6 protein-coding genes and 3 pseudogenes are annotated in these 13,919 nt (G+C 46.6%); 1 reads left to right on the top strand and 8 read right to left on the bottom strand.

What is annotated here, in order from left to right; genetic code table 11:
• Nucleotides 1-9: 9 nt before the first annotated feature.
• Nucleotides 10-1,499: pseudogene (nrfA, locus tag JCM10512_RS11930) on the bottom strand (ammonia-forming cytochrome c nitrite reductase).
• Between the two features lie 9 nt (nucleotides 1,500-1,508).
• Nucleotides 1,509-2,093: a cytochrome c nitrite reductase small subunit gene (gene nrfH / locus JCM10512_RS11925; protein ID WP_044163347.1), complete on the bottom strand. Its 585-nt coding sequence runs from the start codon at nucleotides 2,091-2,093 to the stop codon at nucleotides 1,509-1,511.
• 186 nt (nucleotides 2,094-2,279) lie between these two features.
• Between nrfH and JCM10512_RS11920 the strand changes: the two genes are divergently transcribed.
• On the top strand, nucleotides 2,280-3,074 hold the full coding sequence (locus JCM10512_RS11920; RefSeq protein ID WP_044163345.1) for a patatin-like phospholipase family protein: 795 nt from the start codon (nucleotides 2,280-2,282) through the stop codon (nucleotides 3,072-3,074).
• Here the strand turns inward: JCM10512_RS11920 and JCM10512_RS11915 are convergent.
• The 6 genes and pseudogenes from JCM10512_RS11915 to JCM10512_RS11890 form a co-directional block, all read right to left on the bottom strand.
• A pseudogene (locus JCM10512_RS11915) lies at nucleotides 3,062-3,939 on the bottom strand (SDR family NAD(P)-dependent oxidoreductase). The gene JCM10512_RS11920 and the pseudogene JCM10512_RS11915 overlap by 13 nt on opposite strands.
• 3 nt (nucleotides 3,940-3,942) lie before the next feature.
• Complete coding sequence (locus JCM10512_RS11910) at nucleotides 3,943-4,653, bottom strand: hypothetical protein (RefSeq protein ID WP_044163343.1); 711 nt, start codon at nucleotides 4,651-4,653, stop codon at nucleotides 3,943-3,945.
• A gap of 141 nt (nucleotides 4,654-4,794) precedes the next feature.
• Nucleotides 4,795-8,655 carry a family 78 glycoside hydrolase catalytic domain gene (locus tag JCM10512_RS11905; RefSeq protein ID WP_148298381.1) on the bottom strand — a complete coding sequence of 1,287 codons (3,861 nt, stop codon included), beginning with the start codon at nucleotides 8,653-8,655 and terminating at the stop codon, nucleotides 4,795-4,797.
• 60 nt (nucleotides 8,656-8,715) lie between these two features.
• Nucleotides 8,716-10,182, bottom strand: coding sequence for a glycoside hydrolase family 140 protein (locus JCM10512_RS11900; RefSeq protein WP_044163338.1), 1,467 nt, complete (start codon nucleotides 10,180-10,182; stop codon nucleotides 8,716-8,718).
• Nucleotides 10,183-10,205: 23 nt separating this feature from the next.
• Nucleotides 10,206-11,407, bottom strand: a pseudogene (locus tag JCM10512_RS11895) (glycoside hydrolase family 88/105 protein).
• A gap of 12 nt (nucleotides 11,408-11,419) precedes the next feature.
• Nucleotides 11,420-13,849, bottom strand: coding sequence for a glycoside hydrolase family 95 protein (locus JCM10512_RS11890; RefSeq protein ID WP_044163337.1), 2,430 nt, complete (start codon nucleotides 13,847-13,849; stop codon nucleotides 11,420-11,422).
• Between the last annotated feature and the right edge of the window lie 70 nt (nucleotides 13,850-13,919).

Raw genomic sequence — 13,919 nt, 5'->3', positions numbered from 1 at the left:
AGAAAGAGCCTAGTTTATAGCAACTTGTTCCTTCGCTTTCTTAACCCAAGTAGGAAGCGTAGTCTTAATCCACTGGTCTTTTTCACTGCGAAGCTTTTTCATATCCAGACCGATAAAGCCTGCGCCAGAGCTTTCGTGGAGATATCCGGCATCTTGACATCGGTTACGCCCAATGAGAAGAGTACTTTCTGCAATTCCAATTGTGCTTGCATGGTACGGTCCAAGCTGTGTGCCAGAATACGTTGTGTTTCTACCGGAGCATGGAAAGAAGCCCCATGAGAAGCCACTGCAAAGTCCCAACGCCATTGTGCCTGACGGATCAACTTCAACGCTTCCTTCATCTTCGCTTCGTCTACTCCATGATCCCAGGCAGTCTTCGCCATAACGTGAGCTTTGGAAAGTTCAACTTCGATTCTATCTCTGATCTCCAACGCCTTGTCCTGATACTGATAAACATAGTTTCTCAAGTTCTCTTCGGTATCCCGGTGACAGGTCTGGCAAGTGGAAGATATATTCTTAAGCGGACTCATAATCTGGTGATTGGAGTATTTTATACCTCCTTCGGCCATATAGGGCATATGGCAATCGGCACACGCCAATCCGCGTTGTGCGTGAGGGCCTAACAGGAATATTTCATAGTCGGGATGCTGAGCTTTTAGCATCGGAGCCTTACTCAACCCGTGAACCCAGTCGGTGTACTCGGCATTGTCGTAATACGCTTCCATCGTTTCAACCGTCATACCGCCATCCCAAGGGAAGGTCAGATACTTGCCGTCTCCTTTGAAGAAGTATTCCACATGGCATTGCGCACATACCAACGTACGCATCTCTTGCGGAGTGGACTGTGTGATATCTTTGCCTTGTCGCTGGAAAGCTTCAATTAACGCTGGGCGAGTGATGATCAGATTCATTGTCTGCGGGTCGTGACAGTCGGCACAGCCTAGGGGGTTGACGATCTCTTTACCAAACTCACTCCAGGAAGCTTTGTAGAAGTTCTCTATGCCGACTTCATGCATCATTCTAGGCACGTCGGGACTCTTACAAGTCCAGCACGTAGCAGGTTGCATATCTTTATGGTCATGATCCGGAGTACCGGTACGAAGTGTATGCGTCATGTCGTCAATCGTATGCATATGGCCACGCGGAGCGGTATATTCCCTTGAAAAAGCATATCCGGCCCAGAGTAGAACCATTTCAGGACGATTTTCCAGGATGTCTTCAGGCATATTGCCTAGATGTTTGCTTCGGAAATCCATCTCTTTGGTCTTCTTCCAAGTGTCATACTCACGGGGATAATTCAGGCCCCATTCTTCATTGTTGGGGTTGATTCCTGAGATCTCTACTTTTTTATTATTATAAAGCGTGGCGATCTCTGCCCTGCGTTCGGTTATGGAAGCAGCCAATAGCCCTAAAATAAACACTGCAACCATTACGACTGCAAATATTGCCCATCCAATGATGGGTCTTTGTCTGATTGATTCCGCTAATTTCTTAAACATAACTATATGCTATTTTTTATTTTTCATACTCTTCTTCAGCCATTCCGGTACGGGAGATTTCGGTAGAGGCACAAGGGCATTGGGTGAGGACGAGAGGTTGCTCACTTGCGTGTGAGGTACTTCCCGGTGACAATCCCAGCAGGCTTTTCCTTGGCCATGCTCTACTTCCGTATAACTAATCATGCCGGTTTTCACAAATTCCGTATTCAGTTGCGTGTGACAACGAATGCAGTTATTCATGATAACCTGCTTGCTTGCATCGCGCGGACGGATTACTTGCGGCTCGGCTTTAACTGTAAAAACGGCCGCATGATAAAGTCCGTCCATTGCTTTGAACGCATATTTACTTAATACATTATCTTGAGGAACGTGGCAATCGTTGCAGTTCGCCCAGGCTTGGTGCGAGCTATGTTGCCAGGACTGATAGTAGGGTGCCATGATGTGGCAATTGGTACAGGATGACGGATCGTCGGATAAGTAAGAATGAGCACGAGACATATAAACGGTATAACCGCCTAGCCCGGCTGCTATTCCGGCAATAACAAATAGCGGAACAACAAAATAGTGTGGTATTATATATAGAAGCTTCCTCATTCTTAGTACAAGATCCAGTTAATTGCACAAAAGTACAACGATTTTGTCAGAACGGGCGTAACAAATGTTACAAGGTGTCTTTTTATCACATTGAATAATAAAAGATTATTCAATACATTCTAGGTAATAAATATCCTTTTTACGCAAGAATTTATTTTCTTTGTAGAAAACCAAAGAGAAAATAGGATGAATAAGCGAAAGGTAGCCCTGGTTCTTTCCATGGGCGGAGCGCGTGGAATTGCGCATATCGGAGTCATCGAAGAATTATTACGACATGACTTCGAGATAACTTCCATTGCCGGAAGTTCCATGGGAGCCATGGTAGGAGCGATGTACGCTTCGGGTAAATTGGAAGAATGTAAAGAGTGGTTGTTTAGTTGGGATAAGCGGAAGATGTGGCAACTGGTCGATCTTACGCTGAGCCGGGACGGACTGGTGAAGGGCGACCGCTTTATCAAAGAATTAAAGGAAATCATTCCGGACATGAATATCGAAGACTTGCCGATACCCTATGTCGCGATGGCAACCGATATTGTAAGCGAACAAGAGGTGCGGTTCGATAGCGGTAGTCTGCATGATGCCATTCGGGCTTCCATTTCCATCCCCATGCTTTTCCGTCCCATGCGCAAAGAGGGAATGATACTCATTGATGGAGGGATCTTGAATCCGCTTCCTTTGAAACATGTGCAGCGTACGGAAGACGACCTGTTGATTGCCGTAGATGTAAATGCACCGGCCGAGGGTGGGAGGAAAGGCCGGTTAAGTCCGTATATGGTGCTGACCGAGTCGTCACGAATGATGATGCAGCAGATAACCTGTTACCAGATTGAGCAATATCAGCCGGACATACTTATTCAGATGCCCGGCACTGCCTTTGATATGCTTGAGTTTCACCGGGCAAGCCCCATTGTAAAGACAGGTATAGAGGTTACCCGGAAGGTATTGACCGATTACGCAAGCTCTTCCGATTATTCGATATAGATCATTTTCTTAGTCATTCCTCCGTCGATGGTAATGTTTTCGCCGGTCATGAAATCATTCTCGTCCTGACAAAGGAATAAACACATACGGGCTATATCTTCGGGCTTGCCTACCGACGTGCCGGATGCTGTGCGTGGTCTTCGGGACGCAACTGATCGTACTGATGGTTCTGTATCCATCCCGGTGCAATGGAGTTGACTGTAATATGCCATTCTCCCAAAGATACGGCCAGGGCATGGGTAAGCGAATAAATACCTCCTTTGGAAGCGGCATATCCTTCACTTCCCGCCTCACTCATCAGATAGCGGGTGGAACAGATATTCACAACCCTTCCGTATGGGTTCGGTTTAGTTTGTGCTTTCCGATGAATGGCAAGCAGTCTTGCGGTGATAAACACTGGGCGCAGGTTGACGGACAATATCTGGTCGAACTCTTCCACGCTCGTTTCCGTGATCGGAGAGAACTGACTGATGCCGACATTGTTGATTATCACATCCAGATCGCCCCACCGGGTAAACAACGCCTGCACGCATTGTTCAAGAGCGGCTTGGTCACTTACATCGACCGGGAAGAAGATTGCTCCCGTCTCTTCAGCGGTTTGCTTACCCAAGGTTTCATTTTGATCACAAAAGGCAACCAGGCAATCGGCTTGTCGGAAAGCTTGTACAATCGCTTTGCCGATGCCATCTGCTCCTCCGGTTACGAAGACTCTTCGTTGCTGCTTTTGAGTTTGCGCCGTCTCTTTAGTAGCGGCGGGAGATACTACGGAGGTTTTCTTTATTCCGTGTTTCTTTTGACTTTGTAGCCAAGCTGCTTTCCGAGCTTCGTACTGCTCGTGTTGCTTTTCAATATAGTTGTCTGCCATAATCTATTCTAATTTAAATTCATGCTTGTAACTGCCAAAGGTAGAGTCAATAAACTCCAGGACCGCTGCTTTATTATCAGAACTATCTAATAACTGTTTAATCGACTCTAGCCTTTTCTGTCCCGAGATTAATCGATCGCCTTTCATCTTATTCACTTTACTAAACGACTCGTCGTCGATAAAAGTTTTGTGTATCCATCTGCGGCCAACCACTTCTCCTAGAACGATTCCTCCATTGACCAAGTGGAAGAACTGCTTCGATTCCGGTGGATAAGACATGTAATTCTTTGGTTCGCGTTTGATGAACTCTACAAGCAGGTCTTCACTCTTGAGTATGTGCAGATTTAACCGCTCATTCATTCGCCTTAGCATGTGCGGAGCCAATACGCTGATTGTTTCGTCGGCTTCTCGCGTGAAGTAATCAGCTCCTATCGAGTACCAATAAATCCCTTCGGGGGAATCTAATTTACATAACAACATAAATTGCGAGTTGTCCGCATCTTTACGTGAGTGTGCCACCGGAATAACTAACCAGGTGTTTTTACTTTTGGATTTTACTTCAAACGGTTTAAAGTACAGGGGGAATAATCGCTGCCGAAGCACCACTTTGCGATACGCTTGACCTTTGTGTTTAATTAAGTTCCATCCCAATTCATCGATCTCAGTCTTCAAAGCTCGAAAAAGCTCCTCATCACTCATGCTCTTTGTTATCATATTTATAAAGTTTTAGGTAGTGTTGTGTTTAGAGAGCAATAAAACAGTGCAAAGATATTGCTTTTACGAATATAAATGACAATACCGCCCTGAAATGTATCCAGGACGGTATTGTTTTAACACTAGGAAGGGCTGATTCTACTATCGAATGCCCGAAAGATCTATTTCCGCATATTTGATACGTTGGCGACGCCACGTATAGATAGCGTGTAGTTTGCCATCCTTTCCCTGAATGATACTCGGGTAAGAATATTGGCTGATCGGACTATCTTCCAACGTAAGAACCGGTTTCCAGTTCACTCCATCTTCCGATACGGCTACACAAAGCGGCGTGCGAGGTCCTTTAGGTGTACCCGGTAAGGTAGAGAAGTTGTTATAAATCAAGGCATGACGTCCGTCGTTTAGAGTCACCGCATCGGTTCCCGAATTATTGTTGGGCACGTTAACTAATGTAACTTTGCTCCAGGTATCTCCGTTATCACTGCTCCAGGCAGTAGCCAATAGCGCATTACGTGTACGGCAGAGTACTTGCAATCTTCCATCTTTATGACGCAGAATGCTTGGCTGAATGGCGTAGATCGGTTTCGCTCCTTCACCTTTGACTGCTTCTCCAGCTTCCTGATCGTCTACACTCACACCGCCTTTCAAGCGGTTCTGAGTAAGCACAGAGAGTTCGGCATCCAAAGGGCCGACCATCTTCCAGGTCTTACCTTTATCATCGGAGATCTCGAAATGAATACGCCAGCCATTGCTTCCTTCCGTGCTCGAGGGACAGATAATCCGGCCGTTGATATATTCCGGTTTGTTTTTAATCGGACCAAGGAAACCTTGTGGCAGTGCTTCACGTTTGCTCCACGTCTTTCCTCCGTCACGCGAACGGACAAGCCAGCCCGTCCAGTCACTAACTTTCAAACCGATCTTATAGAATAAAATCAAATCACCACCGGGGATTTGAAAAAGTACCGGATTCCAGCAAGCTTTTCTCCGGGCAATGAGTTTTCCTTTCGCATCTTTTACTTCCGTACATTCCCCATCAATTCCGGCGATAGAAGCCAACGGATCATTCAAGGCAAAGACACCATCGGCAGCCAGTGCCGGAGATGTCCACTCTTTAGCACCTTTGGGCTTGCGACAAACCCAGATGCAACAGTCGGGATTCCGTTCTTTAGTTCCTCCGAAGAAAGAAGCTACCAGATCGCCATTCTTTAACTCAACAATTGTTGCTCCGTGGCATTCGGGGAAAGAAGCCTTTTCGTATAGGAACTCATCTCTCAGAATCGCGGCATTCCGGGTAGGAATGTCTACGCTGAAGTGATATTTACCTGAACCAATCAGCTCTTTTTTGCCATTTGGCAAATGTACTTCTCCCGTTGTATTGGCAGGGAGTTCGATATCCCATTCCAAGTGCATCGGAGTTTTGGTCCAACGACTGATTATCTTTCCGTAAACACTCATATAAGAAGCATCTACCTTACTCAGATCTTGAACTTCAAAGTTCGGTTGGAAAACGATATGTTTGTAACCGGGCTTCCAACGGTCGGCACGAATACCTGCCAGATTATTGAAACACCACGGAAGTAAGTCTCCCAACAGCATGACGTGATTGGCACTGTTCATCTCCGGATTGGCATGATCTCCATTCCATAATTCCCAGATTGTAGTAGCACCCTGAGCAGCCATATAGCCCCATGAAGGATACGTATTATTCGTTGCCAACAAGTAAGCTACATCTGCGTGGCCACGGCGGCTTAACTCGCGTAGCAGCCATTGAACCCCGATCACACCGGTACTGATATGCCCATTGTTGGTCGTGATAATCGTAGTAACTACATTCTTGGCTACCTCTTTCACATATTCTTTCGGAACCAGTCCAAAAGCTAGCGGCAGAATATTAGCCGTTGCCGTATTGTTACCGTAGAAGATACTATCCGGGAAAAGGGTGTGACCCGGTACAAGCGATGTTCCTTCTTTTACATGGAGGAAGCGAGCGTTAAACGCATCTTTCATCTTATGCTCGAAATCTTCCCATTCCTCAGCATCTGCCTTTAGGCCCTGCAAAGTAGCGAAGCGGTGCATCAATTGTAGAACCTTCAGGTAATAAGCGGTAGCGATCAGTGCGCCATCCGTCTTACGAGCCGGATCTTTGCTATGGATTAACTCCAGCGATTCCGGTGGAACACACCAGTCGCCGTATTTATCTTTCGTGATAATGTAATCCGGTGTCATGTAATAGTCACGGATATGATTGAGCCAATGTTTGATGGCCGGATAATTCTCCACCATCGGTTGCGTATCTCCATAGTTAGTGAAGAGCATATCGCAAGCCATTGGCAGTGCGCTAGGCCAAGTCACATTATCCGAGTAATAGTTCCAATAGGCAGGAGCTACATCCGGAATACAACCGTCTTCACGTTGTGCATCCCGAATATCGCGTGTCCATTTGGCATACATGGCTCTGTTGTCGAATAGCATACTTTCTCCCCAACATCCCATGGTACGGTCGCCCAACCACGGCTGACGCTCATTGCGTTGCGGGCAGTCTACCGGCATTCCCTTGTAGTTGCTGCGGATTCCCCAGAAAGCGTTGCGTACTACCTGATTCAAAGTCTCATCCGAGCAGGTAAAAGAACCGGTATGTTCCATTTCATCCTCCACCACTTCGGCCGTAAAGTCTTTCAGTTGTGCGTCAGGATAGCCGCTAATTTCTACATAACGGAAGCCGTGATATACAAAACGAGGTGCCCAGGTAGCAGTAGCTGCTTCGCGTCCACTTACGATATAAGTATCCGTGGAACGGGCATCACGCAGGTTTACGGTAAACAGTTCACCATCCGGTTGCAAAGTTTCAGCGAAACGAAGGCGAATGCTATCACCTGATTGGCCTTTGATACGAAAGCGTACCCATCCTGCCAGGTTTTGTCCGATGTCGAGAATGTATTTATTTCCCAGTTTCTTGATGGAAACAGGAGTCACCACTTCGGTCACTTTCATGCCCGGCATGATCTGTGCACGTAATGTACCACTGGGAATGCTGACACGTTCTACGGCTTTCCAACTCTGGTCGTTATAGCCCGGAAGTGTCCAGTTGCCCAACTCTTTACGAGCATCATAGTCTTCGCCGTCATATTCGTTGTTACTCCGTATCGGTCCTTCGGTAGTCAGTTTCCAAGTCGTATTCGAAACGATTGTTTCTTTGCTACCGTCTGCGTACTCGACAATCAGATTGAAACGAAGTTTGGGATAACCGAAATTCGGTATCTTATAAGGCTTATAGTCTTGGCGCATGGTGTAGAAACGGCCATTACCAAGCGTAACTCCGATCGCATTCTCTTTTTGCAATTGTGTGGTGACGTCGTACGTGTTGTATAAAATACTTTTCCGATAATCGGTAGGAGCAGGGGCCAGCACTTGATCACCTACACGCTTCCCATTGATGAAAAGCTCATAAAGGCCCATGCCGGAAATATGTACCGTGGCTCGTTTAACTTCTTTCTTCAGAGAGAACTCTTTGCGAAGATAACGGGCGGCTAACCGGCTCCATTGAGTTTCACTGTCACCGGGGGCAGCCCGATCCAGTCCGATCCATTGTCCTTGCCAGTCGGCTTCATTGAAAAGTCCCATGGTCCATGAAGCCGGAGTACTCCAGGCTGTTTCACCTTTGTTGGTGTAAACCTTCACTTTCCAATAGTAGGCGGCGTTGCGCTTCAAGGGTGCGCCTTGATAGCTAATCCATTGAGAAGCATCACTCTCTTTCTTTCCCGAATCCCAGCAATCTCCTTTTCCTTGTGCCAACAAGTCCGGAGATGAAGCTACCAGAATATGATAAGCGGTTTGCATCACATTCTGTTCGTCCGACACAATTCGCCAGCCCAAACGGGGCTGACGAATATCGAGTCCTAACGGATTCTTTAATTGTTCGGTACGCAGATCGGTTGTTCCTGTAGCCGCATAAAGCGAACCGGTGAGGAACAGCAGAGAGATGAGCGTATAAATATGTTTCATAATCGTTGATTTTTATTTATTAATCAGCTTTAGATAACGTCCGATGAGAATCAAATGGAGTTATTTGTTCCATTTTTGTTGTGCATCGGGCAGCTCTGTCCAATCCTTGCTCAGGTAGTCTTTGCTGCTGTCAATAACAATCAAGATGTGATCATTTCCACTGGAGTAGCCGCTATCGTGTTGGAGTTTCTGTACGCCGTTACCAAACTCGCCGATATATTCCAGCTTGCCGTCTTTCGTTGTATACCACCAAGCGTTCTTTTTATCTCCGCTAATCTTGCTGAAATCAATTTGCATCGGACGTCCGGTATAGTTGTACACCATCAGGTAATCTTTTCCGCGTGTAGCAACAGCCCGGTCATAGCGTTCGCCATTCGTTCCGGCTATGATTGATTGATCAGGTACACGATCAAAATAGGGGAGAGTCAGCATCAGGTTTTTGAGATATCTCATCTGGCTAAAGCCGGGATCATTCAACGCTTCATACCAAGGTTTCTTAGCACCATATGCACCACCTACACCCGGTTTGATAAACTGCATGATTGAGTTATGACCGTAAGTATGTCCGAAAGAACCGGCAAAGACAGACCAGTAAGCGTAACGACGTACATCGTAGTCTTTCCAAAGCAATTCATTCTCATCATGCAATCCGTGAGGGATCTCTTCGTAAATAGGTTCGCCGTCAATCACCGGTTTCATCGGTTGTGTAGCCAAGCTGCGTTCTACAAAACGCCAGTTGTCTTCCTCGGTGTTTTCTTCGATCGGATAATCGCCATCACCAAAGCGTTGTCCGTAGCGGCGATGACCACTTTGAAACATGTTAAAGTCCAACCAAGGTGCATTGTTAAACCAAGTAGCGGAAGTTGTTCTGCCACGTGGATGGAAAGTCATCAAGTGGTTTTTGTCCACCGCTTTGATGGAGGTAGCCAGAGCTTCCCACTCAGCTGTTTTCACATCACCGCGAATATCTCCACCGATAAACCAGATGATGTTCGGCTCATTCTTATATCGCTCAGCCAGGAACTTTCCATAAGCTTTCGCTTGTTCTACATTCATATCTCCATGACCCACCGGACTTCCCCAGATACAAACCATACCGATATAAAGCCCTTTCTTGGCAGCCGTACGTATAATGTAGTCCATGTGGTCCCAATATCCGTAAACTCCCTTTTGATTAATGTTTTTGAAGTTAAAGCCGTCAATCATGGAGTATTGCCCGTAGATATTCATCGAAGGCACGTTGTTCAAGGTTTGTACCTGAATAACGTTATAACCCCGGCGTTTACATTGTTCCAGGTAGTATTCGGCTTCGTCACGATTCAAACGTTCAGGCAGCAACCAACCGGTTTCACCCAACCAAAAGAAGGGGGCACCGTTTTCATGTTTCAGATAGCGTCCTTCTTCAGAGACAAGCAGTCGGCCGTTGCTCCATGGGATGTACGTTTTCGGAGCCTTCTTCTGCGCCGCGACAGAGGTTGTCAATGTCAGTAGTAATAGTAAGAGAGGAATTAATTTGAAAGTTCTCATTTGTTCTTCAATTTTGAATCTATTTATTTTTGAGTCATTTTTTCATATTCGATAGCAGCCAGGATAAAGGAACCCACTGACTTGGGGTCATTGTCGATAACCGGCTCGCTGATGTAATACTCGAATGAGCCGTCGCGGTATCTCTTAGAATCACCACCCAGACCGGCTACGGCACAGCAGTTGGTAATCGTATACGAACCGTCTTCTTCTACACGCAGGAAGTTTTTGGTCATGCCGTCGAAAGCTTTGCGGATAGCTCGATATATTCTTTGCCGATATATCCTTTATTGACTGCTTTGGCAAGTGTATATACAAACAAAGCGCTGGCAGATGATTCAAGGTAGTTACCCTCACGTGCTCCCTGATCGGTAACCTGATACCAAGTGCCCGATTGCGGGTCCTGATATTTTACGATTGATTTAGCCAATCCCTGCAAGATAGCAACCACACTGTCACGTCCGGCAGTTTCTTGCGGTAAGTAATCCAATACGTCGACGATGGCAGCTCCGTACCAACCGATACTCCGACTCCAGAAGTTAGGCGAACAACCCGTTTCAGGATTTGCCCATTTTTGCTCGCGACTCTCGTCCCAGCCATGGTAATAAAGTCCGGTGGCAGGGTCATAGGTCTTTTCGGCCATGAGTAAGATTTGTTTGACTGCTTCGTCGAACAAGGCCGGCTCCTGGAAAGTAGCCCCGTATTGCGCCAGAAACGGAGAAGCCATAAAGATACCATCCAACCACATTTGGTGTGTATACTTCAACTTATGCCAGAAGCCCCCTTCTTTCGTGCGAGGTTGCTCGGTCATTTGCTTGCGCAAAGTGTCCATTGCTATCTTGTAGCGTTGGTCGCCCGTCTTTGCATAGAAGTCGAACAAGATTTTCCCGGCATTGATGTTATCAATGTTGAACGACAAATACTTCATCGTTTTGATGTGTCCGTTTGCGTCGATCAAGCTATCGGCGTAAATCTTGGCATAGTCATAGTACGAGCTATCTCCGGTGTGTTTCCACTCTTCTAGCATTGATTTTACTACCAAGCCATGGGTGTAGCCCCAACGCGGTTTTGTAGCCTTCTCAATCATCCAAGGTTCGGGAAACCGTTTAATCTCGGATTTGGCCAGGCGCACACTCCATTCTTCTTTTTCTACTTTCTTAGAAGCTGTGCAGGCCATTAAACAAACAGCTCCGCAAGCAACAAATAATTTTAATAATTCTCGTTTCATATAGGTTACTAGTTATTTACCAATCAATAGATATTCTTTTCCGGCTTTTGTCGGCAGGTCATATAAATAAGTCTTTGTGATCTCTACCTTATTCAGTTGGGCCTTTTCATTAATCAATGGTTTAGCCACCTCGGGTACAGCAAATAGTGCATTCGGATTCTCACCCTTAGCTTGTTTCAACCCTTTGCCGGTTAATGGGTGGGCAGAGCGCAGGCGGCAGTTTCCTCCTTTGTGCGATTTTACAACGATTCGTTCTACTTGCCCGTTCTTCCAACTCAAGTCCAGCTCGAACCCTCCGCGTGCAATGATTCCTTTTACAGAACCCTCTTGCCACAAACTAGGTAGAGCCGGCAACAGATTGATAAAGCCATCGTAACTTTGCATAAGCATTTCTACGATTCCGGCAGCGCAACCAAAGTTACCATCAATCTGGAAAGGCGGATGAGCGTCAAACAGATTCGGATAAGTTCCACCTTTTTTCTTCTCATTACGTACAAGCGTTAGTTGGTCTGTAATCAGTTTATAAGCGTGATCTCCATCCAACAGGCGTGCCCAAAGGCATACTTTCCATCCCATGCTCCATCCGGTGGAAGGATCGCCACGATGTATCAGCGAAGTACGTGCTGCATCAAACAGTTCAGGGGTGCGATAAGGTGAGATCTGGTTGCTAGGGAACAGACCGTACAAATGAGATACATGACGGTGCACATCGTTCGGATCATCCCAGTCGAACATCCATTCCTGTAATTGTCCCCAGTGCCCGATTTGCATCGGAGCCATTTCTTGAAGGCGTTGTTGCAAGTGGGTGGCGAACTCCTGGTCCGTACCTAAGATTTGCGAAGCCGATATGATCGTTGTCCAAAGATCGAAGATAAGCTGATTGTCCATTGTACATCCGGCGGCTGTGGTCGATTCACCTTTGCTACCCGAATGAACATTCTCAGGGGAATTGCTTGGGCAAACGACTAACCAATTGTGTACAGGTTCCTGAACCATTGTTTCATCAAAGAAGCGTCCGGATTCTTTCAGGATGGGATATACCGAGCGTAAGAACTCAACATCACCGGTATATAAATAATGTTCCCAAAGGTGGCGACAGAGCCAGGCACCTCCGCTTGGCCACATTCCCGAAGGAGCTTTGTCAAGTGCCCCTGTGATGCGCCAGATATCGGTATTGTGATGCAATACCCATCCGTCAGCTCCGTACATGATCTTAGCGGTTTCTTTGCCGGTCTCGCTGACTTCCTTAATTAAGCGGAACAAGGGATCGTTCAATTCGGTTAGGTTGGTGACTTCCGACGGCCAGTAGTTCATCTCCAAATTGATGTTACAGGTATATTTACTATCCCATGACGGAAACAGTTTGTCATTCCAGATGCCTTGAAGATTGGCAGGCTGCCCGCCGGGCTGTGAAGAACAAATCAGCAGGTAGCGTCCGAATTGAAAATAGGTCGCTACCAGATGCGCGTCGTTCGTTGTTTTAAAGTTCTCCACCCGTTTATCGGTCGTTACATCCTCAAACTTGTTTGCTCCCAAATCCAATGATACACGTGTCAGGTAGTTGCGATAGAAATCCGTATGTTTCTGCTTGGCTTCCGCAAACGAGTGTTTCATGGCCTGAGACAAATAGTTCTGAGCCCGTTCCACCTGATTGCCTGTGATGTCCTGATAATTATTAAAGTTGGTGGCGATCGATACATAGACTACCGCCTCATTCGCATTTTCGACCGAAAGTATTCCGTCAGCGCATGCTATTTTACCACCTTTATGGATAGCGCTCAATCGGCCTTGGAACTCAACTTTCCCTTTCAATCCCTCGTGCCAGGAAGACACCCCGGATAGGCTCACTTGATTTCCAGCTTCGGAAGCGATCATCACATCCTGATGCGGGGAAGTCAGTTGCGCGTTGAACGTGATTTTACCGGGTTGGCTAGCGGTAAGGCGTACCATAACAACCTGATCGGTAAATGATGTGATCGTTTCGCGCTTATACCGAACGCCATCTACTTCATACCGAACGATGGTACGCGCGGAGTCCAGGCTTAGTTCGCGGTAATAGTTTGTGTAGCGTGTATGTCCCGGAAAAGAGATACGTAAATCGCCAAAGCTCTGGTAAGGCATTCCGGAATTGGTTTTTGCCATCACCTTCTCGGTAGCCAGTGTTTGTGCTTCCAGGTATTTTCCGGCAAAGACTAGTTCACGCACTTTCGGAATATATTCCAGTGCATTCGGATTGGCATTGTTGTTGGGACGTCCCGCCCAGATTGTTTCTTCGTTTAGTTGGATTTGTTCCGTTCCCGGTGTGCCGTATACCATAGCTCCCAAACGCCCGTTTCCCAGAGGCAAAGCCTCGGTCCATACCTGCGCCGGACAGTCATACCAGAGTTTGTATTCCTGTGTCGAAGTTTGGGCCTTCTGAGCATGGATATTACTTGCGGACATCAAGATAAGCAGACATCCAAACCATTTTTTTTTTACTCATATCTCTTCTATCGCTTTTATTCTTTAATAA

The organism is Bacteroides reticulotermitis JCM 10512 (assembly GCF_000517545.1).
GTDB lineage: Bacteria > Bacteroidota > Bacteroidia > Bacteroidales > Bacteroidaceae > Bacteroides > Bacteroides reticulotermitis.
The sequence above is the reverse complement of the archived record's forward strand: the minus strand, read 5'-3'. Positions and strand labels throughout refer to the sequence as shown.

Coding starts and splice junctions, on each gene's coding strand:
- JCM10512_RS11910 (WP_044163343.1), bottom strand. CDS start 4,653: ATGATAACAAAGAGCATGAGTGATGAGGAGCTTTTTCGAGCTTTGAAG.
- JCM10512_RS11890 (WP_044163337.1), bottom strand. CDS start 13,849: ATGTCCGCAAGTAATATCCATGCTCAGAAGGCCCAAACTTCGACACAG.
- JCM10512_RS11905 (WP_148298381.1), bottom strand. CDS start 8,655: ATGAAACATATTTATACGCTCATCTCTCTGCTGTTCCTCACCGGTTCG.
- JCM10512_RS11900 (WP_044163338.1), bottom strand. CDS start 10,182: ATGAGAACTTTCAAATTAATTCCTCTCTTACTATTACTACTGACATTG.
- JCM10512_RS11920 (WP_044163345.1), top strand. CDS start 2,280: ATGAATAAGCGAAAGGTAGCCCTGGTTCTTTCCATGGGCGGAGCGCGT.
- nrfH (WP_044163347.1), bottom strand. CDS start 2,093: ATGAGGAAGCTTCTATATATAATACCACACTATTTTGTTGTTCCGCTA.